Here is a 19,844-nt window from a genome sequence, read left to right on the forward strand (position 1 = left end):
GTCGGACAGCGACCCTGCGGACAGCAAGGCGAGCAGCAGTCCGATGACGTAGATCGCGAACGCACCGGTCAGCATGACGGGTGTGAGGTGCCAGGCATCGGCGTAGACCGGGTACAGCGGCGAGGGCAACGCTGACGATCCAACGCTGAGCAGTAGGAGCGCCACGGTAAACCAGAATGCGGCGACGGACCGTTTCGACTGCGTCATTAGAGGCTGGCGACCTGTCCAAGCGCGATCGGGATGTCAGTCTCTCCGTCGACTACATTGAGGACTCGTCGCGCGGCAAGCGTGCTGGTGGCAAGTGCTGCGAGAAGCGCAGCAACGTTCGCGCGGCTGGTGGTGCCGCTCTTGATGCCGTTCCCGATTGCTACGCGCTTCGATGCCGGGTCATCGTTGAGGACGCCGGGGCGCAAGATGGTCCACAGCAGATCAGACTTGCGTAAGACACTGTCCGCAGCGTGCTTCGCCTGCTGGTAGGGCTGCATGCCGGGGTTGTCCTTCACACTTTCGGGGTCGTCGGCGTGCAGGTATGACACGAGCAGTAGGCGCGCGACGCCGGCGTGTTCCGCCGCGGCGATGGTTTTGAGTGCACCGTCCCGGTCGACGGCGAACGTCGCCTGCGGCCCCTGCTTGCCGCCAGCGCCGGCCGTGAAGATGATGGCGTCTGTGCCACTGACGACGTCGACGAGTTGTTCGGTGGTGGCGGAGGCGATGTCGAGGACAACAGGTTCGCCGCCCACCGCGCGGATGTCGTCTGCCTGATCCGGATCGCGGATGAGGGAGCGAACGGAGTGGCCGCCTGCAGCGAGCTCTTCCGTAGTAAGCAGTGCGATCTTGCCGTGTCCGCCGACGATGGCGATGGTGCTCATGATTTCCTTTCGCGCTGTTGCGCGGACGGGTGCAGGGGGTCTAGATGACGTCGATCTGGTGCAAGTTCGTGATCGCCATGCTGTGAAAGAACTCAGTTCCATCAGCGTGGGTCGCCTTGCCTGCGTCGGACACCCATGCCGCTTCGGCGTCCTCCTCCGAGTCGAACCAGAGCTCGGAGAACCCATCAACGGGCGAGTCAGGGTAGAGGCGCTTGTCGATGGGGTTGATGACGTACTTGCGGAGACCGGGGAGGCCCTTCGCGAAGTCCGCGTGCGCGCCGCGCCAGTAGGCGACGAACTCCTCGTAGGAGATCTCCGGACGCTTGGTGACGAGTCCGACGTGCTTGTACATCGCAGTCATGCTGCTCCTTTCTGACAGGTGTCAGATCGATAGTACCCCCATGCGCGCATTTTCTGACACCTGTCCGATGGATACGATGTGCCGATGGCACAGACCAAGTCGCGTTCGGCAGTGGCGCTACGAGACGCGGTCGTCGAGCTGGCGCAGCAGAAACCAGCCGATCAGATCAATGTCTCTGAGCTCTGCCGCGCGGCAGGCATCACGCGCGACACCTTCTACCGATATGCAGCGAGCCCGATTCAACTCCTGGCCCAGGTGCTCAACGACGATCTGGACACCTACACGGCCCTGACCCGACACCTTCCCGCGGCACCAGCCGGGGGAACCGTCATGGACGCGCCATCTCGGGCATGGTTGGAGCACGTCTGCCGCTTCGAGGCCGTGTATCGACAGGCGCTTCGACCCCACCTCCCCACTGAGATGCGTGACGTACTACTCACCCGCATCCAGAACTTCATGCTCACTCACGCCGCGCGCCACCCGCACATCCGCCCGAACATCGACGGAACGGTGATGAACGAGCGGGGCATTCGACTCGCGGCCGCGTATGCGGCATCGGGATCCGTGGGTGCTATCGAGGCGTGGCTCGCCAGCGGGCCGATCGGCGATCTCGCAGTCCCGACCGCATTGATCCACGCGTCCGCAGCTCCATGGTGGTTCTCACCTGTGGACGACAAGTAGCTGAGGGCTACGCACGGTCCAATCGCGGGGCGGCTTCCGTCGCGGCCACGTCTCATGGCACCAAGACCACACGCCCAAAAACGGCACCTTCATCCATTTGCCGATGCGCTTCCACCGCGCGATCGAGCGGCATGACGTCATGGACGACCGGATGCAGGTCACCCTGAGCAGCCACCTCGAACAGCTCGGCGCGGACCGCGTTCCGTCTCTCCGGGGGAACCGAAGCGAGGCTGAAGGTGGAGATCGACCGCGACTGCTGGAAGGTTCGCAAGAGGCGCATCCCGAAGTCGGCGGGCGGGAAGCCCGCGACCGCGCCTACCAGAACCATGCGACCGTTCGGCGCGAGCCGGTCGATAAACGCCGGCACGTCCGCGCCTCCCACAATGTCGATGATCACATCGAACTCCTGAGGCGAATTGGTGGCGCCAATACCGGCACGATCAAGCACGTCGGTGGCACCGAGGGCCTGCAGTCGCCGACCTCGAGCAGCTGACGAGGTCGTGACAGCGACCCGGGCGCCTAGGCGCACAGCAAGCTCCACAGTCGCGATCCCGAGGCTTCCGGCTGCGCCGCGAACGAGGACGGCGTCAGCCCCCGAGGTGTGCGCCTGCAAGAGGGCGAAGTGGGCAACGGCCGCGGCGCTGCCGAGCGTGACCGCATCGACGGACGAAAGCCGTTCCGGAAGAGGGATGACGTCGACGGCTTGCGCCAGGGCCTGCTCCGCATACGCACCGTCCGTGCCTGTGAACGCCCAGACCCGGCGTCCAATGAGCGCCCGATCGACTCCAGCGCCTACGGCCGTGACGATTCCAGCGAGTTCACTCCCCGGGACCATTCCGAGCCGGTATCCGGACCCGAGCGTGCCACGACGAATCACTGCATCAACCCCGCCCACGCCAATCGCCTCAGCCCGCACCAGAACTTGTCCGGCTGCGGGTACCGGCGCGGGCAAGTCGCCCATGACCATCCCGCTCGGGTCACCAAACTCGCGAATCGTTATGGCTCGCATGTTGTTCCTACTCGTTGCATCGGGCGTCTGTACCATTGGAACGCTACTGGACGGTGGCGTCCGTTTCTCGAAGTGAGGACCATCAGCATGGAATCGTCTCGGAAGTTGCGCGCTGACGCGCAAGAGAACCGAGACCGTATCCTCACTGCAGCACGCCAGCTCTTCGCTGAGCGCGGGCTCGGCGTCGGGATGCGCGAGGTGGCACGCCGAGCGGAGGTCGGGCCTGCGACCCTCTATCGAAGGTTCCCAACGCGTCGGGCGCTCATTGACGAGGCCTTCGCCGTGGAACTTGGGCTATGCGGTGACATTGTCGAGACGGGCTGTGCAGATCCGGACCCGTGGCGTGGGTTCGCCGACGTCGTGGAACGGCTGACTGTGCTCAACGCGAGCAACCGGGGCTTCGTCGATGCGTTCATGGCAGTTGAGCAGCCGGAGGACGTATTCGCAGAGCACCGAAGCCGACTCTTGACGATGCTCACACTTCTCGCTCGACGCGCGCAGGCGCAGGGGCGCCTGCGTGCCGACTTCATCATCGACGACTTGGTGCTCGTGCTTATCGCGGGCCGGGGACTCGCCACCGTCGGGGCCGATACCCGTGACGTTGCGGCACGTCGCTTTGCCATGCTGGCAGTTGACGCGTTTCGCCACCAGGACGCAAATGTTCCTCACTAAGCACATCCGGACGAGGTCGAGCAGTTTGATATCGACGCGGCGGCCCATGCGCGTGTTTGTACCCTTCGTCCATGGATCACTCCGTCCAGGGCGACCGTCACCTCCGAACCGATGCGGAGCGGAACCGGGGGCGAATCCTGGTGGCAGCCCGTCGTCTCTACTCGCGCGAGGGTCTGCATGTCCCACTGGCTCGAATCGCCGCCGAGGCACAGGTGGGCAAGGCGACGCTCAACCGGCGCTTTCCCACAAGAGAGAGCTTGCTGACGGCGGTCTTCGCCGAACAGATGGAGCGTCATGCCGCCGCAGTCGCCGAGGCGCTCGCCTTCCCGGACGCCTGGGAGGGGTTCATCGCGTACGTCGAGGCGCGGTGCGCGATGCAGGCTGAAGGCAGCGACTTTGCCGACATCTTGACGATGACCTTCCCCTTCGCCGCTGCCCTAGAGGACCGGCGCCGTGAGGCCTACGAGGCGTACTCGCTGTTGGTCGCACGAGCCCAGAGGACGGGGAACCTTCGCGCCGACTTCCGCCACGAGGACATTGTGCTCCTGTTCATGGCCAACGCGGGCGTGGTGGCGGCGACCAGCCATGCCGCGCCGGATGCGTGGCGGCGCGTCGCCCGACAGTTCATCCGTGCGTTCGCGGGTCCTGGGGCCCCGGTCCCTCCGTTGCCGGAACCGCCGACCCGTCCCCAGATGTTCGCCGCGATGCAACGAGCCGCCCCGAGGCCATGACGGCAGGCACGGCGACGGCGCGCCCCTGAGGGACGGGCCGCCGCCGTGATGGTCTCGCGTCAGCGGACCCGGAACCTCACCGTCCTGCTGCTGGTGGTGAAGTTCTTGCCGCCGGCGTAGCTGACGGTGACACGCTTCAGTCCCTTGGACTGGCGTCCGAGACGAACCGTGACACGACCGTCCCGGCCGAGCCGAGCGCGCTCGACCAGCTTGCCGTTGACCCGGACCTGCACCGTGCCGGTCGGGCGCACGCCGGTCGCGGAGACCGCGATCGCCACGCGGGGTCGCGTGCGGGTCGTGATTTTGCTGGGTCTCACGGAGGTGGTGACTTTCGTGCTCGCCTTCCGAGTGACGACTCGGACGGTGGATTCGCTGCCGCCCGCGTCGCCGCCACCGGAGTAGTTGACCCTCAGGTTGTGCAGCCCAGCGGAGAGGGAGGTGCGACCCAGCGTAATCCGAGCCGTCCCCCGGGCGACGGACGCGGAGGCGAGCTTGCGTCCGTTCTCGGTCACGGTGACCGTGCCGGTCGGGTTGCTGACGCCGGGCGCCGCGACCTTCGCCACGAGCGTGGTGGCCTTGCCGTAGGTCGAGGACGAGGCGTTGACCTTCACCGTGGAGTCCTTCGCGGCCTCGTCCGCCTGGAAGCTGATCGGGCTGCCTCCCTTGACCTGGACGACCAGGCGGTTGCCCTCGAGCCGTGCTCCGGTGACGTCGCCGGTGGGCGTGACCTTGCCCTTTGCGAAGATGGTCTTTCCGTTGGCCGACACCGTGGACTTCTCCGCGGGGAGCGGCAGGGCCACCTCACCGGAGGTGCCCTTCGGGCTCTCGACCTTCAGGTCGAACTCGTCGGCGTCCTTGCCCCATCGGACCTTGATGTTCTCGTCGTTCGGTAGCGGCACTGACCCTTCGGCCCAGTCCAGACCGCCGACATAGGGCTTGACGCTCCACGTCCGGTAGCCTGCGTCGCGCGGTTGGATGCCCACGGTGAACTCGGTCAGGGCATTGGTGATGCCGGCACCCCAGCCATGGGACTGGCTAGCACTCGCTCGGGTCATGACGCCCTCGTTGCCGAGGAACTCCCACGTGGCTCCGGTGTAGTACGGGTGGTCCTCGTCGACCTGCTGGCCCCACCAGGCGCGTGCGACCTTGAGTGCGTTCTCGTCGTCACCGACGTTGTAGCGGCCCAGGACCTCCCAGTAGTTCGGCAGCGGCTCGAGCACCTGACCGGTCGGGTCCTGACGGCTCGGGCTGCCCTGCAGGTCGTGCGTCAGCAGCGATCCGTACGGAGTCCAGCCGCCCTCGAGTCGCTTGAGCAACGCGGGAGTCTTCCCTGCAGGCACGAGGCCCTCGCGCAGCGCGTTGGCGTTCGCGTCGAGCGGGATGGTGGTCCGGTCCTCTTCGTTGTCGAGGCCCAGCACGTACGCGTTCAGCTCCTCGCTCCACAGGTGCTTCTGGATCGCAGCCTTGAGTGCATCGGCATCGGCCTGGTACTCCCCCGCCTTGACGGTGTCGCCGAGCTGCTTCTCGAACCAGACGGCCAACTTCAGGGTCTGGTAGTACATGACGTTGTACTCACTGACGACCCCGCGAAGCTGCGCCTGCCAGTAGTCGCGGTCGCTCGGCGAGTTCTGCACCAGCCCGTCCGCGTTGAGTTTCGTCTTCTGATAGGCGAGGGCACCCTCGATCTTGCTCTTGTGCTCCGTGGCCCACGCCTGCTTGCCGGTGTAGCGGTAGTAGTCCATCGCGGCGATCGCGGTGTAGTTGGAGTACGTGTCCGAGTAGTAGTAGATGTTCGGACGCCACGTGGTGCCAGCCAGCTTGCCGGTGGTCGGGTTGGTGTTATCGAGCAGATCGCGCAGTGCGCCTTCGTAGTACTCGTTGGCCACCTCGCCGAATGCGTTGGCCGCGACCGGGCCCTGGATGACGACGTCGCCGGACCACACCGCCCGGTCACGCTTGGCGCCGTCCATCATCACGGAGTAGGGCCGGCCCGATTCGGCCTTGGGAACCATCGTCATCGCGTTCGAGAACGCGCCGGAGTACCACATCTTGTTGATCTGGTCGTCTGAGGAGACGAAGTGACCCTTGTAGGAGTCCTTGTCGGCCACGAAGACCGTCGCTGCGGCGGTGTTGCTGGAGATCGTGATGCTGCCCGGCGTCGTCAGCTGGATCGCCTGGAATCGGAAGCCTCCGAAGTTGGCCGGGAACGTGACGTCGCCGGCCGCGCTGACCTGCTGCGTCTGGCTGGAGAACACCCCGCCGAAGCTGCCTGTGTCACCGACGATGCGGGTGGGGGCGAAGACCGACACCGGCGTCCGGTTCGGGTACAGGAAGTTCTTCGGCAGCGGCTCGTCCAGCTCGATGCCCGTGCCGGTCGCGCCGGCCGTACCGACGGAGACGATCTTGCGCTTGACGTCACCGATCTGGATCGTGCGCCCCGGTTCGAGCTGGGTTCCGTTGAGGGCGGTCACCTTGATGACGGAGTCGCCCTCGCCGGCCGCCGCGGCCAGCGTGGTGGCGGAGTACAGGCCCCAGTCGGTCTCGCTCGTGGAGATCTTCACCCCGAGCGGTGCCTCCGGCGTCCCGGTCGAGGAGTCGACCTTGAGGGTGAACCGGCCGGCCGTCTCCACGCCCCAGTCGATGATGACCGTCGCGGGCGAGGTGGCATCCGTCGTCGTGAGCGTGGTCGCTCCCTTGCCGGTGACCAGTCCGTTGGCGTTGGTGACCGAACCCGAGCGCGACTCCACCGAGACGCCACGCTGCACGTCGGTGCCGGGGCCCAGGATGTACTTCTGCCAGTCCGGATTCTCCGGACCCAGCACGCTGTGCGACGACGGTGCCGCCGCGGCCGCTGAGGTGGTCGCCGCTGTAGTGAACCCGGCCAGCAGCGCCGCGCTCAGTCCGACAGCCGTGCTGGTCTTCATCGTGGAGGGACGGGATCGTCCCGATGGTGCTCTGTTCATGAGCGCTCTCCGTTGCTGATCGATCCGGGATTGGGACCGGAACCTTGGCCCCGCACCGCGAGGCATGTGACTGGCATCACACGCTATGCCGAATATGAAACGTGTCAACGGTCGGAGCTGCGGGTCCTCCGGTCGGTTCTAGCCCTTCGCGAGGACTCATCGCTCCTGCCGCGACAGCGAAAAATGACACTGGCGCGGCCCGGCCGCGGGTTGCATTCTGTCCCTATCCGGCCATACTTTCTGAGCCTTTCCGGCCACCTAAGTGAGGCACTGCTGGCGACTTCGCCTCACCTGCAGCGGCCGTTGGCGCGTGAGCCGCCGACTGAGTTAACAATTTCTGACGGAGTGCTCATCCTGAATCGATTCACCACTGGGAGGCGCCGCATGGACGACGACTTGGCCACTACGCTCGGCATCCTCAAAGATCTCGCCGCTGGCCTCAGCTCGCGGGACGCGGCCGAACGAAATCACGTGTCGCGGGCAACGATGAACCGCCGACTCATGCGTCTGCGAGCCGATTGGCATCAGGACAACAACGTCCAACTCATCATCACGGCGGTTCGGCGCGGGCTCATCTGACTGCGAACCTACGCGGCCGCCGCCAGCCCACCTTGTCTGCATCGGGGATCGTGAGAGGGGCCGCGGGCTCGATGCCCGCGGCCCCTCCCCTGCGCTGGGTCCCTAGACGCTGCGGCCGATGGCGTCGGCGAACAGGACCTGCTTGTAGCGGGGCTCCTGGGTGGTCTGGTCGGTCCAGGTCTCGGTGATGATCGCCCCGGTGACGATGACCTTCTCCCCTGACTGCAGGTCGCTCGCTCGGGTGGCGAGGGTCTTGAACGTCTTGACGGTGTAGCGGGTGGTGTCGCTGTTGGACCACTCGCCCGACTCGGTGTCCTGGGTCCGGCGGTTGGTCAGGACGACGAGCTCGGTGAGGTTGTCGAAGACCTGCGGGGCCTGGGCCAAGCGGCCTTCGATGGTGACGGTGCTGGTGAACATGACGTACTCCTTCTTGGTGATAGTGCTGGGGTAAGCGGGTGGTCAGTGGGTGGTCGGCTCGGTGAGCGTGTCGATCGCTTCGGTGAGCCGGGTGCGGGCTAGGGTCAGGGCCTCGACGGCGAGGTCGTCCATGTGGACCTGGGCGGCGAATCCGCCATTGCCGATCTCACTGCGGGCTTGCTCGAGGAGGCTCTCGACGTGCTCGCGGTTGCTGGTGTGAGTGGTGGTGGCCATGAGCGGCGTCCCCCTTCTGTCGGTGCGGTGGGCCGTTGGAACGTCTGCCCGTCCCAACCGTTCTTCGCCCCCTCCCGGCAAGAGAGATCAGCGGCCGCCAGGGAGCGCGGAGCGTCAACCCGTAGGGCAACGCCGGCGTGCTGGTCGTGAGGAGATAAGCGACCGCAGGGAGCGCCGACCGGGCCGCACGCCGGTGGGGTCCCCGCAGGGGATTGCGTGGAGCGCGGGCGGCCGAAGATGGAACGATCGGGAGGGGTACGAAGCTGCTCGTCGAGCTCGAGCCCGGCCCGCAGGCCGGCCCGTTGCGTGGCCGCATGCGGCCACGGGTGCTGACGCCGGCCTGCACGGCCGGCACCAGGTGGCGCCGGCCTCCGTGACGGCTCCACTCCGTTAGCGGTCGAGGCGGCGCGAGACGATCCGACCGTGTCCAAGTACGACGCGCTGTTCGAGCATCTGAGCTGGCCGGCCGCCCTCCGTGGCGGACGGTGCCCGGTGGTCGGTCCGCTGTGCGGGCCGACCACCGGGTGCGCGTGCGACTAGGCGACGTCGGCCTGACAAGCCTGCATCCGCCTCGTGATCGCCGTGACGTAGGCCGGACCGAGAGCGCGGCACCAGTCGCAGGTGACGGCGGACCAGCGGCCGGGGCGGCCGAACGTCAGGTGGTCGCCGAAGGACAGGGCCTCTACTAGGTCGGCCCGGCACGCGAGGGTCATGTTGGGCAGGACGACGTGCGTGCTGCTGGCGGCATCGGTGCCGAAGTCGAGCACGCCCTGAGCGCCGTTCATGCGATCGCCTCGGCCGGCTCGAACGCGGCCGCCAGGACGTGCACGGCTCGGGTGACGTTGTCGGCGCACTGGCGGATCAGGTCGAGGTCTCCCCCGGACCATCCGGCGACGTAGCCGACGCTGTAGGCGCTGGTGTCGACGCCGAGCAGCCCGGCCGTGACGTAGGCGACGGACTCGGCTTCGGTCTCCTTGGTGCCGCGGTGGGCGATGTACTCCCCCGGCTCGTCGTCGGTGTGCAGGATGACGTGCCCGGCTTCGTGCAGGGCGGTCTTCGCGGCGGCGGCGGGCTCGAGCCGGTTGTCGACGACGACGCGGCGGCTGCCGTCGGTGGTGGTGTAGCCGTTGGCGCCTCCGACGACGGGCTCGACGGTGAGCGTCCAGCCCTGGGCGGCGAGCCACGCGGTGACGGTGTCGGTGATGCCGTGCGGGTCGTCGCCGGTGAGCAGACGGGCGGGGTTCTCGATCTGCTCGACGCCGTCGATGGGGTCGGTCTGGTCGACGTCGAACACGGTCAGGATCGGGAAGCGCGGCACGCGGCGCTCGGTCTCTCCCCCGGCCTCGTCCTCGGTGGTGATCTTCTTGGTGCTGTAGCCGAAGATCCGGATGCCCTTCTCTCCCTTGCGGACCTGGCGGCCGCGCTGGTGCCACTGGCGGAAGCCGGCGACCTGGGACGCCTCGGGCCGCTGGGCGAGGATCAGCAGGAGGTTGTTCAGGCTGTAGGTGTGGAACGTGGCCGCGACCTGCAGGAACCGCTTCCAGCCTTCGCTGGTGGTCAACGCTTCGACCTGCTCGGCGAGGGTGTTGTGCAGGGCCTCGACCTCGGCGCGACGCTGCTCGGGGCTCTTGGTCTGACGCTTGCTCATCGTGTGCTGCCTCTCCCCCGGAGCGCTGGGCCGCCGGTGACGTCTGCCCGTCCCGACCGTTCTTCGCCCCTCCTGGGCAAGGGGCATGAATGGCGGCCGTGGAGCAGCGGAGCGTCAACCCGTAGGGGCGCTCGGGTGGGCAATCGGTGAGGAGATCAGCGAGTTTGCGAGCGCCGAGCCGATTGGTCGCCCGGGCGACGGCGGAGACGTTGCGTGCAGCTGCGGGCCGCCGATCATGGAACGGCCAGGAGGAAGCGAACTCTTTCCAATGCCCGCGCCGGCTAAGCCGGTCCCGTTTCTCGGTCCGCTCTGCGGGACCGTCTATGTCGACTTGTGAGCCGGGTCCCGGCGCTCGGAGATCATGTCGGGCGGGCCGCTAGCAATGCTTCGAGTCGGCCACTGGCGACGCGGGCGCTCCACTTTCGCGCACTTCGGGTTGCGCGCTAGACCTTCAGTCGAACTCTCGGGTCCTCGCTGAATCGCGTGTGAGGCGCTTTCAGGGCACGCGCGGACCCTGGGGCCCGCCGGGCGCTCCGAGGGGCGGAGACGCCAGCCTGGTCGTTTCTGGAGGGCTCCCAGGTTCTTCGCGGACCTGAACTGGACCGCTCAATCTCCATTACCGGTGCCATAGCGGCAACGTGACGGCACACGCGGTCACGCGGCGACACGGAGTGGCGCGGTCCCGAACGGGTTTTCACAATACGTCTCGCGTTGCCTCGGCTAGTCTCAACTCCGCCGGGCGCGACACGCGCCGAATCAGCACGGCACGACGCGTCACATTCTCTACAGTGATTCCGCAGGCGCGCACACGCCTGCACGAGACGGATCAATCCACGGCGAGACGAGACCTGACGACACGGCGGAGTGGAAGCCGCGACGTATTGCGTCGCGATACGACTTCGTTCTTCCCCGCGCTCGAGAGAAAGGCATGACATGAGCGGTCCCCAGTTTCACCAGGTGACTCATCCAGACTTTGAGGGCGTCGACTTCGATCGCCTGCAGGTTGTGCTGGCGGTGATGGCGCAGAAGGGCGGCGTCGGCAAGACGACGTTGGCGACGAACCTTGCCGGTCTGGCTGCGACGCGTGGTGACAGGGTGCTGCTGGTCGACCTCGACCCTCAGGGCAACGTCCGCGATGAGTTGGGTTTGTACGACCACGAGCACAACGACGCTGGCGAGGCGCTGCGCGAGGCAATCCTCGCCGGTGAATCAATCGAGCAGCTCGCGCTTGAGGTCCGACCGCGCCTGGACGTGGCGATTGGCGGCATTAACACTCGCGCGATCTCCGATGTGCTGGTGCGGGAGAAGAACGACGAGATGCTCGCGCAGCTGGCCGAGGCCGGCTACGAGGTGCCCGCGCCCGAGGCGGGGGAGTGGCGGCGGATCGTCTATGACCTGCCTGAGGAGATCGATTTCTCACCGGCCTACCACGGACGGCTGGCCTTGGCGCTTGACCGCACACTCGCTGCCGCCGAGACTGCTGGCGACCCGTACGGCCTGGTGGTCATCGACTCCCCCCCCAACGAGCGGGAGATCCAACTGAACATCATGGGGGCGGCTCGCTGGGTGGTTTCGCCGACGATGCCGGATTTCGGGTCGATTCGTGCGGTGACCGAAATCATCGATATGGCCGCGGCGACCGAGGATGGGGCGCACCAGGTCGACATGCTCGGTGTCGTGCTGTCCGGAGTCACCGACCACACGCGCAACATCAAGCGGACCGCGATCGACGCGATCGAGGCGGCGACGCGTTCTCAAACGTTCAAGGCGCAGGTGCCGGGCCGTCCTGGCGAGTACGAAGAGGTGCCGCTGGTGCTCGGGCCGACGGTTCGATGGTCGACCGCGACCGCGCAGCTTGCACGCAGCAAGGGCAAGCTCGTCTATGAGGTCGCCGATGAGCACGAGCAGCGTCAGCCTTGGTACGAGCAGGTCCGGGCTGGAGCCAAGAGCGCCGGGCCCGTCGCGTCCGGCGCGGTCGGGATGGCCGCCGACATCATGGATGTCGCCACCGAGATCTTCCACCGGATGCCGAGCTACGCCTTCGATAAGGCTGACTACATGGAGGAAGCGGATGTCTGAGCCCACCACCGATGACAGCGGTGAGGTCGACGTGGCGAAGTTGGGCTTGGGGACCGGGCAGACCAGCCGGCTGGCCAAGCGGCGCACGTTCGGTGACACGCCCCCGGCCCGCAAGGCGCCCGCACCTGCTCCCCGGAAGACGAGTCCGGCGCCTGCATCGGTGACGGTCGAGCGGAGTGTGAACGCTGACACAGAGACGCCGCAGGGCGGCGAGTCCACTCCCGCGGCCGCGGGGATCGCCCCGAGCGACCCTCCGGCGCGGAAGCCTGCACCGAAGCGCCGCGCTCGTACCGCCATGCAGGCCGCAGCGGCTGCCACGGCGCCGGCTGGTCAGGCGGGCAACCCGATCGTGCGGTTGATCCTGTCGCCGGCGGCGTTCGATGCCCACGTGGACCTGATCGCACGGGTTGGAGGCGCGGCCGCGGTCCTCTCAGCCGTCCGCCAGGTGGTCAAGGCTGGCCAGCTCCAGGCAACGCTAACCAAGATGTTCGGTTCGGACGACTTCGAGCTGCTCGCCGACATCGCCGCACGAAACGGCGAGCCTGTCCGAGCGATCCGCGGAGCAGCGTCGGCCGGGGAGATCTCCCGTGTGCGACTGAGTCCGGCCGATATCGAGCACCTGGACGAGCAGCTCGGCCACACCTTCTTGTCGCTGTCGGGGCGATTGAGCGCGTGCGTGAACCAGGCGTACGACCCTGACTACGTGATCGAGGTCAGCAGCCGCCGCGCCCGGGCACGGATCTCTTCACCGGCCAGCTAGGTCACCTCTACAGCACCAAGCAGCGTCCGTGCCAAGTCCACGGCACGCTCCAGGCCCGACGGCGGGCCCGTTCCTTCTTCTGGGGGAGCGGGCCCGTCGTCATTCGGCGGGGGAGCCGGTAGGGCGTCGGGGTCGACCCCGCTCATGGCTGCTTCGTAGAATCGGACGTGCTCCGGAATCGCTGCGTCGGCCAGGAAGTCTTCGATGTCAGCGATCATGCCGGTGTTGTCGAACGGGCCGATTAGTCCCAGCCAGCGGTGCCATTCCCGGCGTTCTGCACGGTGCTTCACGACTCGCGCAGTCTTGAGAGCTTCGCCGCCGAGCCGCTCACCGACATCGGCAGCGTCCGCGCTGCCTAGTACCCAGCCGCCGGGCGTCTGGCGGGCCAGGTCGAACTCTGCGAGCGTCTTAAGTGCCGCGCTCGCCGTCGTCGGGGACAGCTTCGCTGCCTGGGCGATCTGACGAGCGGACCCCGGCGTGGGGTCAGACTCTAGAGCGGCGTACGTAAACGCGGCCGCGTGACCCAGCGCGTAGAAGACGGGCCGCACGACGTGGAGCGGGCCACGACGCCACGGACGGGAACCAGTTCCCAGATCGTCGTCGGGCATCTGCAGCACGAGCTCCCGCGCATAGATCCCGCTGGCTTCCGCGCCCATCGCGATCAACGGGTCGGAGTCCCTATCCATGAGCCGGCACAAGATCCTGCCGACAGACGCCTGATCCATATTCACGGCAACCGCCAGCGACCGGTTGCCCACCGAAATGGCCGGCGAACCCTGATCTGCGGACATGAACGCGAGCCCAGCGAGCACAGCCCGGACGCCAAGGGACCATCCCCGGACCCGGGCCCGCTCTTCTGCCGCCTCCAACCAGCCTCGCACCCAACCGGAGTGGGGGGCGGCGTGTGTTTCTTGTCCGCTAGTGGTGCCGTTGTGGACAGGCTCGCGCGGGGGTTCGGTCCGGCGTTGCTTTTCGATGGCGACGGCACACAGCCAGTCGCGCTTGAAGCTGGCACGGACGTGGGCGTGGCCGTAGCGGCTGTAGCAGCGGCCCAGGCCGGTCCAGTCGCCGTGGAATGCGCGCAGGTAGACGTCTAGGGCGGTCATGCCGGCGCTGACGGCCGACAGCAGCACGGCGAAGCGGGTCTGGGAGGCGGTGGCGTAGACGGAGGTGTCGTGGCCTTCGTGCGCGAGGCGCTTCCACATGCCGGTGGGTTCGGTACGTCGTCCGGTGCGGGGCTCGAGGTGGGGCAGGGCGGCGATCTCCAGGTCGCGCAGGTCGGCCGCGTTCGGTCGTTCGATCGCGGCGGGCGCGAGGCGCAGGCCGGTGGTGGCGTGCTCGGCCAGGCTGGGCGCTGCGGTGCGGTCGACCAGTGCCGCGACGAAGGTGTCCCAGCGCTGGCGGGGGTTCGGGTGGCGCGTGAGGAGGGCCATGGCGCGGTTGAGCTCGGCTTCGGCTGCTTCACCGTCGAGGGGGAGGGCCCAGGCGTCGGGGCTGACGAGCTTCTGCACGCCGCCGGCAGGGTGGGGGCTGCCTGGGATGCGGATACATCCGTGGGTCAGGGAGGTGTGCGGCATCTTGTCGAAGCTGGGTAGCCAGCGTTCGATCAGCTGGTCGGCGTGGTCGACGTCGCCCTTGGTGAGTCCGCCGGCTACGGGCACGTAGAGGTGGTAGCCGGCGGATGGTGAGCGGTCGATGAAGAAGTCCAGCCCTGCGGATCGCAGCGCGACGCGCAGGCGGGTGATGTCGCGAGCGACTTGGTCGCGGGCGTCGGTGGCGGTGCGGCCGGGGGTGGGCTTGGCGTCCAGGTCGAAGGTGTAGACGCGGGCGGTGCCGGTGCGGTCGTAGGTGTTGACTGCGGCCGGGGCCGGGGGAGTGCCGGGGGCGAAGCGGCGGGCCTTGTGAAGGCGCCCGGGGTACGTGCCGTCGCCTGCAGCAACGCGCACGAGACCGTCGCCGAGGGCGTCGGCGAACAAGTGGAAGGCGCGCGCGTCGCGGCGTGTCGTCGCAAAACGGGACGCAGAAGCTGCTGCTATGGTGGTCATACCTCGACTCGTTTGAGGTAGGCGAAAGGGACCCGCAAGGGGCCTGGATGCTGGAGCTCGGACTGACCGGTGAAACTTGGCGGAATCGGTGGTCGGACCGAGATGACTCTTGAAGGGGCCGGTACCTACGGGTGCCGGCCCCTAGTCATGCGCTGCGCGTCATGAGTGCCTCCTGGTCGGGGAGCGGGATGTCGAAGCTCGGCGCGAGTGCACCGAAGATGGACTCGTCGAGGCCGGCGAAGGAGCCGTCGTCGAGGGAGAACTGAATCGCGGCGATCATCAGCGCGGCGGTCTGGCCCTTCTTGAGCCCGTAGACGCGACGTACGGTGTCGACCTTGGCGATGACGTCCGGGCGTAGCCGGCACCCGAAGTTGATGAATCCGTCGGTGGACGGATCGGTGTTCAGGAGGCGCTCGGCCTCGTTTCGCCGCGCGACGCGGCTGGCGAGGTCGAGGTCGACGGAGAAGAACTCGAGCTGGTCGCGTAGTTGCGTCCCCCAGCTCCTAGCACCTACGACGTGACCGCGGGCGTCGAGTTCAATCGCGTCCAGCAGGGTCTCGCCTGCAATAGCGGCGGAGACATCCAACATCCTGGCGAACGCCTCGACCTTGAACTTGGCGGCTGCGTCCGGCAGGGCAAACAGGACGACGCGACGTCCTTCGATGCCCTTGCGACGGGTGCGCGGTCGTCCGGTCATAACAGCGAAACTACAGCGATGTGACTTTGAGATCCTGCCGACACGCCGGTCAGTCTTACTGCAAGAGGGACGCTGCGGCTGGCGAACAGGAGATCGGGTCTCGACGATAAGCAGTCACCAGACGAGGGTTGGCGACTGCTGGCGTCGGACGTCTCGTCTCCCTGCAGTGAAACGCGCTTTACGATCCCTTGATTCGCGTTCGGACGTCGCCCGACCTGGCCGGCGGAACGCAGATGGCAAGATGTCGCCCTATACCTAACCGGCCGCCTCGGGGTTCCTCGTCGTTGATGACGCTCGTAGGACGTATCACGCGCGGTTCGCGATCAGTTCTCAAGGGCGCGAGTGCCGCTTGCCCGGGCCAAGCCTTGTCAGGGCAGGTGCGCCTAGGCGTGCCGGTCGGTTAGTTCCCGTTCTAGCGCGCGCAGTCCGAGTTCGTATCCATATGTGCCTAGACCGGCGATCACGCCGATGGCTACGGTAGAAACGATCGAGTGGCGGTGCAATTCGTCGCGCTGGTGGATGTTGCTGATGTGTACCTCGACGATGGGCTTCTCGACGATCTTGAGCGCATCGATGAGCGGTATGGAGGAAAACGAGAGGCCCGCGGGATTGATGAGGACGCCCGCCCCAGCGCCGCGGGCCTCCTGAAGCCAGTCGACAATCTGTCCTTCCCAGTTGCTCTGCAGAAACGTCACACCGATTTCGAGCTCGCCCGCGACCTCGAGACAGCGCTTCTCCACATCCGCGAGGGTCACGGCGCCGTAAATTTCCGGCTCCCGTTGACCGAGCATGTTCAGGTTCGGGCCGTTGAGGATGTACACATGCGGTCTGCCAGCGCCCATCGCTGAGCCGACCCTGGTCTCGGGTGTCGCAGTCATGACGTCGCTCCTTCAGTGGTTTCGTGGGAGGGTCCTAGGTATTCCTGGGTGGCGGAGACGAGTCGGCGAACGTAGCCGGCGGCACCGTACTCGGCGATACCCCGATCGCTGGGAGTTTCGATGGCCAGCACTGTCTCCCTAGGTAGCGAGGCAACAATGCCCCGCACGTCGATGTCTCCGGTGCCAGCGACCAGGCGGTCGTGCCTAGCCGCGTGGATGAGTCCGTCGTTCGTCGTCGGCCGAGTCGCGGGTGCGTCGTTGACGTGCGCGATCTGGAACCAACCCCGCGGCAACGACGCCAGTTGTGCGAGGTCGCAGTTAGCGCGGTCGAAGTGGAGAAAGTCCACGAGCACCCCGACTGCGGGATGGCCGACGGCGTCGACCAGCTGAGCAGCACTGATGAGGTCGGGAACCTCGGTCCAGGACACGAATTCGACCTCGAGCCGCAGGCCGAGGGGTTGCGCGAGGTCGGCGAGAGCGCCGAGCTTGTCTCGGGCCCTGGCCTTATCGGCGTCCGGGACCTGAGTGACTAGCCCCAGGCAGCCGAGCTCGGCAGCGGTGTGTAGGAGCGGCAGCAGGTCCTCCGGCATGGTCTCGGAGTCGAGACGGGCAACTTCGAGGTCATGAACTCTTACACCTGTTGCTGCGCACCGCTCCTTGACCTGGCGGATCGTGTCGTGTTGCCCGATGAGCGGGTAGTGCGGCTCGTCGGTAGTCAACCTGGTGGCGCGCAAACCAACGTAGGCACAGCCGGTATCAGCGGCGAGGTTGATGAGGTCGACCGGGTGGAGCTCGAGTGCACTGAGATGGGCAAGGGACCAGGTCCTGAACAAGAGAGATCTTCCTTCCGAGCCGTAGGCGGCGTGGGTGCGGGGGTATCAGTACGTGGCGCGGCCACCAGAGGCGTCGAAGGTAAAGCCGGTGGTGAAGGTGCACTCGTCACTCGCGATCCAGGCGACCAGCGCGGCAAGTTCGTCGACCTCCAGCAGCCGCTGCATCGGGATCTTCGCTTTGCTGCTGGCGATGTGCTCGTCGGTCATCTGGTGCAGAAGGTCGGTGGCAACCATGACCGGTGCGACGGCGTTCACCGTTACGCCGGTGGTGACGAGTTCCTTGCTTAGCGCCTTGGTCAATCCGATGACCCCTGCCTTCGACGCCGAGTAGGGCGAGATATTCGGCACGCCCTCCTTGCCGGCTATGGAGGCCACGTTCACGATGCGTCCCCATCCCCGCCCGACCATGTGCGGGGTGAGCGCGCGGGTGGTGTTGAACACGCCTCCCAGATTGATGTCGATGACGCGCTGCCACTCCATTGGGGAGTACTCGACCAGCGGCTTCACGGGCCCGTTGATGCCTGCGTTGTTGACCAAGATATCGACGTGACCCACTACTTCGAGCGTCTCGGCGAGGGCTGCCTCAACCGAGGCGGGGTTGGCGACGTCGACGCGGTGCACGTGCTCTGGCTTCCACTCTGCGCCAGCTTCGAGGGCCACGTCGGGGTCAAGATCCCATACGACGACCCGATGACCATCACGGGCGAAACGGGATGCGATACCTCGCCCGATGCCGCGAGCCCCTCCAGTCACAATCGCTACTCGTGAGGTCTTAGTGGGGGCGGTCGGGTGGCTCATGAAGGTCCTTCCATGGGTTCGAGATTGATAGTCCGGGTCAGTACCGCTCACGTCTTTACGGACGGTGCCAGGCTGCCGCGCGCTCCAGAACTGGGCCGGGTCGGTAGAGGAACCGGTGGCAGTGCCCGCCTGTATGCGGCGCTGATGTCTGGCTGTGTCGGAAGTACTCATCCCCGAGCTGGCTGGCCGAGCTCATCGAGCTCGAGTCCCGCGGTCTCCTCTGCTGTCGCGACAGCGAAGAAGCCGACCGCGAGGATGACGAACAGCAGGGCGACGATCGGGATCCAGCCGTTCGGGCCGTCGCCAATGATGGCGTACCCGATGGTGGGAAAGAACCCGGCGACCGCGTACCCGATCTGGGTCCCCACCGCGCTTCCGGAATAGCGGATGCGTGTGTGGAACATCTCGGGATAGAACGAGGTACCTACGCTGATGACGGCGCTGTAGCAAACCGAGGTGAGGGCGAAGGCGGCGATGTAGACCCACAACGTGCTCTGCGTGGCCACGGCCTGGAAGTACACGGCGGTGAACACCGCACACCCCACCGCCCCCGCGAGCCAGACAGGTTTGCGACCGATCCGGTCCGAAAGCACCGCGAACGCTGGCAGGCACAGCAGTGCGAGCAGGTTCGAGGTGATGGAGACCCACAACATCGTCGAGCGGTCGAAACCGTTGTCATCGACCGCGTAGGCAAGCACGAACACTGACACGACGGTCCCGACGCTGGCCGTCATAGAGCAGGCGATCACCCGTAGTATCGCAACTGGATGGGTGCGCACGAGGTCCACGATGGGCAGAGTCGCCACCTCGTCGTTTTGCACGACCTCCTGGAACGCCTCCGGCTCCTCGAGCCTACGGCGAACCATGTAGGCAATGATGATGACGATGGCGCTGGCCCAGAACGGAACCCGCCATCCCCAGCTGTACAGCTGCTCGTCCGGCATCTTCGCGACAGCCAGAAACGCCAGACTTGCAAGGACGATGCCGGCGGTGGTGCCTGTCATCGTCCAACTGGAAAAGAAGTTCCTGCGACTCGTCGGGGCGTGCTCGAGAATGATGGCGTTGCCACCACTCTGCTCCCCGCCCGCCGAGAACCCCTGCAGGATTCGGCACACCACCAACATCACTGGCGCCAGCCATCCCAGAGTCGCGTAACTAGGCAGGCATCCAATCGCGAAAGTCGCCGCGCCCATCATCACCAGGGTCGCCAACATGACCTTCTTGCGCCCGATGCGGTCACCGAAGTGCCCCAGCACCAGGCCTCCTACTGGGCGGGCCACGTAGGCGACTCCGAATGTCGCCATCGACAGGAGTAGCGCCGACCCCGCCGAGCTCTCAGGGAAGAACACGTGGCTGAACACGAGCGCAGAAGCGGCGCCGTAGATGTTCAAGTCGTAGTACTCCAGCATGCTTCCGAAAGCGCTCGCCGATGCGGCTCGCTTCGTGCGTTGGAGTTGGGCGTCCTCAATTGGCGGCGGCTGGTTCGCGCGCTGCGCGGCGAAGGCGGACATGTGCTCGCTCCTTTGGGACCCACGGTTGCGCCAGGCGGCGCGGAGATGTCGTAGACGGTGTGACGGGAGCCACTGTGCC

20 protein-coding genes are annotated in these 19,844 nt (G+C 66.5%); 6 read left to right on the plus strand and 14 right to left on the minus strand.

Features of this window, described 5'->3' with window-relative positions; translation table 11 throughout:
* Positions 1 to 206: 206 nt before the first annotated feature.
* Together E0W78_RS14520 and E0W78_RS14525 are read right to left on the minus strand one after the other, a co-directional pair.
* Positions 207 to 869 (minus strand): SDR family oxidoreductase, encoded by a 663-nt coding sequence (locus E0W78_RS14520; RefSeq protein ID WP_165570527.1) that lies wholly within the window; start codon positions 867 to 869, stop codon positions 207 to 209.
* A gap of 40 nt (positions 870 to 909) precedes the next feature.
* Entirely contained in the window at positions 910 to 1,230 is a 321-nt protein-coding gene (locus tag E0W78_RS14525; protein ID WP_131404650.1) for an EthD family reductase, read from the minus strand.
* A gap of 84 nt (positions 1,231 to 1,314) precedes the next feature.
* Between E0W78_RS14525 and E0W78_RS14530 the strand changes: the two genes are divergently transcribed.
* Positions 1,315 to 1,911, plus strand: coding sequence for a TetR/AcrR family transcriptional regulator (locus E0W78_RS14530; RefSeq protein WP_131404651.1), 597 nt, complete (start codon positions 1,315 to 1,317; stop codon positions 1,909 to 1,911).
* 52 nt (positions 1,912 to 1,963) lie between these two features.
* On the opposite strand, the gene E0W78_RS14535 is transcribed toward E0W78_RS14530, so the two are convergent.
* A complete protein-coding gene (locus E0W78_RS14535) occupies positions 1,964 to 2,920 on the minus strand; it encodes a zinc-binding dehydrogenase (RefSeq protein WP_131404652.1) in 957 nt (318 codons plus the stop codon).
* Positions 2,921 to 3,007: 87 nt separating this feature from the next.
* Between E0W78_RS14535 and E0W78_RS17000 the strand changes: the two genes are divergently transcribed.
* Both E0W78_RS17000 and E0W78_RS14545 read left to right on the plus strand, forming a co-directional pair.
* A complete protein-coding gene (locus E0W78_RS17000) occupies positions 3,008 to 3,592 on the plus strand; it encodes a TetR/AcrR family transcriptional regulator (protein ID WP_131404653.1) in 585 nt (194 codons plus the stop codon).
* Between the two features lie 71 nt (positions 3,593 to 3,663).
* Entirely contained in the window at positions 3,664 to 4,323 is a 660-nt protein-coding gene (locus E0W78_RS14545) for a helix-turn-helix domain-containing protein (RefSeq protein WP_131404654.1), read from the plus strand.
* Positions 4,324 to 4,382: 59 nt separating this feature from the next.
* Here E0W78_RS14545 and E0W78_RS14550 read toward each other — a convergent pair whose 3' ends face one another.
* On the minus strand, positions 4,383 to 7,394 hold the full coding sequence (locus E0W78_RS14550; RefSeq protein WP_165570528.1) for an Ig-like domain repeat protein: 3,012 nt from the start codon (positions 7,392 to 7,394) through the stop codon (positions 4,383 to 4,385).
* Positions 7,395 to 7,670: 276 nt separating this feature from the next.
* Between E0W78_RS14550 and E0W78_RS14555 the strand changes: the two genes are divergently transcribed.
* Positions 7,671 to 7,865, plus strand: coding sequence for a hypothetical protein (locus E0W78_RS14555; protein WP_131404656.1), 195 nt, complete (start codon positions 7,671 to 7,673; stop codon positions 7,863 to 7,865).
* A 102-nt stretch (positions 7,866 to 7,967) separates the two neighbouring features.
* On the opposite strand, the gene E0W78_RS14560 is transcribed toward E0W78_RS14555, so the two are convergent.
* The 4 genes from E0W78_RS14560 to E0W78_RS14575 form a co-directional block, all read right to left on the minus strand.
* Complete coding sequence (locus E0W78_RS14560) at positions 7,968 to 8,282, minus strand: single-stranded DNA-binding protein (protein WP_131404657.1); 315 nt, start codon at positions 8,280 to 8,282, stop codon at positions 7,968 to 7,970.
* 42 nt (positions 8,283 to 8,324) lie between these two features.
* Entirely contained in the window at positions 8,325 to 8,516 is a 192-nt protein-coding gene (locus E0W78_RS14565) for a hypothetical protein (protein ID WP_131404658.1), read from the minus strand.
* Positions 8,517 to 9,052: 536 nt separating this feature from the next.
* Positions 9,053 to 9,301, minus strand: coding sequence for a hypothetical protein (locus E0W78_RS14570; RefSeq protein WP_131404659.1), 249 nt, complete (start codon positions 9,299 to 9,301; stop codon positions 9,053 to 9,055).
* Positions 9,298 to 10,164 (minus strand): ArdC-like ssDNA-binding domain-containing protein, encoded by an 867-nt coding sequence (locus E0W78_RS14575; protein ID WP_131404660.1) that lies wholly within the window; start codon positions 10,162 to 10,164, stop codon positions 9,298 to 9,300. Before E0W78_RS14575 ends, E0W78_RS14570 begins: the two co-directional genes overlap by 4 nt.
* A 933-nt stretch (positions 10,165 to 11,097) precedes the next feature.
* Between E0W78_RS14575 and E0W78_RS16785 the strand changes: the two genes are divergently transcribed.
* Both E0W78_RS16785 and E0W78_RS14585 read left to right on the plus strand, forming a co-directional pair.
* The gene (locus E0W78_RS16785) at positions 11,098 to 12,243 is read left to right on the plus strand and encodes a ParA family protein (RefSeq protein WP_207392777.1); all 1,146 of its coding nucleotides are present in this window, start codon (positions 11,098 to 11,100) and stop codon (positions 12,241 to 12,243) included.
* Positions 12,236 to 13,003 carry a hypothetical protein gene (locus E0W78_RS14585; protein ID WP_131404661.1) on the plus strand — a complete coding sequence of 256 codons (768 nt, stop codon included), beginning with the start codon at positions 12,236 to 12,238 and terminating at the stop codon, positions 13,001 to 13,003. The genes E0W78_RS16785 and E0W78_RS14585 overlap by 8 nt, the downstream gene beginning before the upstream one ends.
* Here the strand turns inward: E0W78_RS14585 and E0W78_RS14590 are convergent.
* The 6 genes from E0W78_RS14590 to E0W78_RS14615 form a co-directional block, all read right to left on the minus strand.
* Positions 13,000 to 15,048 (minus strand): hypothetical protein, encoded by a 2,049-nt coding sequence (locus E0W78_RS14590; RefSeq protein ID WP_131404662.1) that lies wholly within the window; start codon positions 15,046 to 15,048, stop codon positions 13,000 to 13,002. The genes E0W78_RS14585 and E0W78_RS14590 overlap by 4 nt on opposite strands.
* A gap of 145 nt (positions 15,049 to 15,193) precedes the next feature.
* Positions 15,194 to 15,745 carry a hypothetical protein gene (locus E0W78_RS14595; RefSeq protein ID WP_131404663.1) on the minus strand — a complete coding sequence of 184 codons (552 nt, stop codon included), beginning with the start codon at positions 15,743 to 15,745 and terminating at the stop codon, positions 15,194 to 15,196.
* A 383-nt stretch (positions 15,746 to 16,128) separates the two neighbouring features.
* Positions 16,129 to 16,623 (minus strand): type II 3-dehydroquinate dehydratase, encoded by a 495-nt coding sequence (aroQ, locus tag E0W78_RS14600; protein ID WP_242686370.1) that lies wholly within the window; start codon positions 16,621 to 16,623, stop codon positions 16,129 to 16,131.
* Positions 16,620 to 17,456 carry a TIM barrel protein gene (locus E0W78_RS14605; protein ID WP_131404664.1) on the minus strand — a complete coding sequence of 279 codons (837 nt, stop codon included), beginning with the start codon at positions 17,454 to 17,456 and terminating at the stop codon, positions 16,620 to 16,622. The genes aroQ and E0W78_RS14605 overlap by 4 nt, the downstream gene beginning before the upstream one ends.
* A 45-nt stretch (positions 17,457 to 17,501) precedes the next feature.
* On the minus strand, positions 17,502 to 18,254 hold the full coding sequence (locus E0W78_RS14610; protein ID WP_131404665.1) for an SDR family NAD(P)-dependent oxidoreductase: 753 nt from the start codon (positions 18,252 to 18,254) through the stop codon (positions 17,502 to 17,504).
* Between the two features lie 167 nt (positions 18,255 to 18,421).
* Positions 18,422 to 19,765 carry an MFS transporter gene (locus E0W78_RS14615; protein WP_131404666.1) on the minus strand — a complete coding sequence of 448 codons (1,344 nt, stop codon included), beginning with the start codon at positions 19,763 to 19,765 and terminating at the stop codon, positions 18,422 to 18,424.
* Positions 19,766 to 19,844: the final 79 nt, after the last annotated feature.

The sequence above is a fragment of the Aeromicrobium sp. IC_218 genome, from assembly GCF_004336805.1.
Classification (GTDB): domain Bacteria; phylum Actinomycetota; class Actinomycetes; order Propionibacteriales; family Nocardioidaceae; genus Aeromicrobium.

Excerpts from the sequence above, each read along its gene's own strand:
- E0W78_RS14590 (WP_131404662.1), bottom strand. The coding sequence starts at position 15,048 with ATGACCACCATAGCAGCAGCTTCTGCGTCCCGTTTTGCGACGACACGC.
- E0W78_RS14595 (WP_131404663.1), bottom strand. The coding sequence starts at position 15,745 with ATGACCGGACGACCGCGCACCCGTCGCAAGGGCATCGAAGGACGTCGC.
- E0W78_RS14570 (WP_131404659.1), bottom strand. The coding sequence starts at position 9,301 with ATGAACGGCGCTCAGGGCGTGCTCGACTTCGGCACCGATGCCGCCAGC.
- E0W78_RS14565 (WP_131404658.1), bottom strand. The coding sequence starts at position 8,516 with ATGGCCACCACCACTCACACCAGCAACCGCGAGCACGTCGAGAGCCTC.
- E0W78_RS17000 (WP_131404653.1), top strand. The coding sequence starts at position 3,008 with ATGGAATCGTCTCGGAAGTTGCGCGCTGACGCGCAAGAGAACCGAGAC.
- E0W78_RS14535 (WP_131404652.1), bottom strand. The coding sequence starts at position 2,920 with ATGCGAGCCATAACGATTCGCGAGTTTGGTGACCCGAGCGGGATGGTC.
- E0W78_RS14610 (WP_131404665.1), bottom strand. The coding sequence starts at position 18,254 with ATGAGCCACCCGACCGCCCCCACTAAGACCTCACGAGTAGCGATTGTG.
- E0W78_RS14530 (WP_131404651.1), top strand. The coding sequence starts at position 1,315 with ATGGCACAGACCAAGTCGCGTTCGGCAGTGGCGCTACGAGACGCGGTC.
- E0W78_RS14585 (WP_131404661.1), top strand. The coding sequence starts at position 12,236 with ATGTCTGAGCCCACCACCGATGACAGCGGTGAGGTCGACGTGGCGAAG.
- E0W78_RS14525 (WP_131404650.1), bottom strand. The coding sequence starts at position 1,230 with ATGACTGCGATGTACAAGCACGTCGGACTCGTCACCAAGCGTCCGGAG.
- E0W78_RS14555 (WP_131404656.1), top strand. The coding sequence starts at position 7,671 with ATGGACGACGACTTGGCCACTACGCTCGGCATCCTCAAAGATCTCGCC.
- E0W78_RS14545 (WP_131404654.1), top strand. The coding sequence starts at position 3,664 with ATGGATCACTCCGTCCAGGGCGACCGTCACCTCCGAACCGATGCGGAG.
- E0W78_RS14615 (WP_131404666.1), bottom strand. The coding sequence starts at position 19,765 with ATGTCCGCCTTCGCCGCGCAGCGCGCGAACCAGCCGCCGCCAATTGAG.
- E0W78_RS14575 (WP_131404660.1), bottom strand. The coding sequence starts at position 10,164 with ATGAGCAAGCGTCAGACCAAGAGCCCCGAGCAGCGTCGCGCCGAGGTC.
- E0W78_RS14560 (WP_131404657.1), bottom strand. The coding sequence starts at position 8,282 with ATGTTCACCAGCACCGTCACCATCGAAGGCCGCTTGGCCCAGGCCCCG.
- aroQ (WP_242686370.1), bottom strand. The coding sequence starts at position 16,623 with ATGACTGCGACACCCGAGACCAGGGTCGGCTCAGCGATGGGCGCTGGC.
- E0W78_RS16785 (WP_207392777.1), top strand. The coding sequence starts at position 11,098 with ATGAGCGGTCCCCAGTTTCACCAGGTGACTCATCCAGACTTTGAGGGC.
- E0W78_RS14520 (WP_165570527.1), bottom strand. The coding sequence starts at position 869 with ATGAGCACCATCGCCATCGTCGGCGGACACGGCAAGATCGCACTGCTT.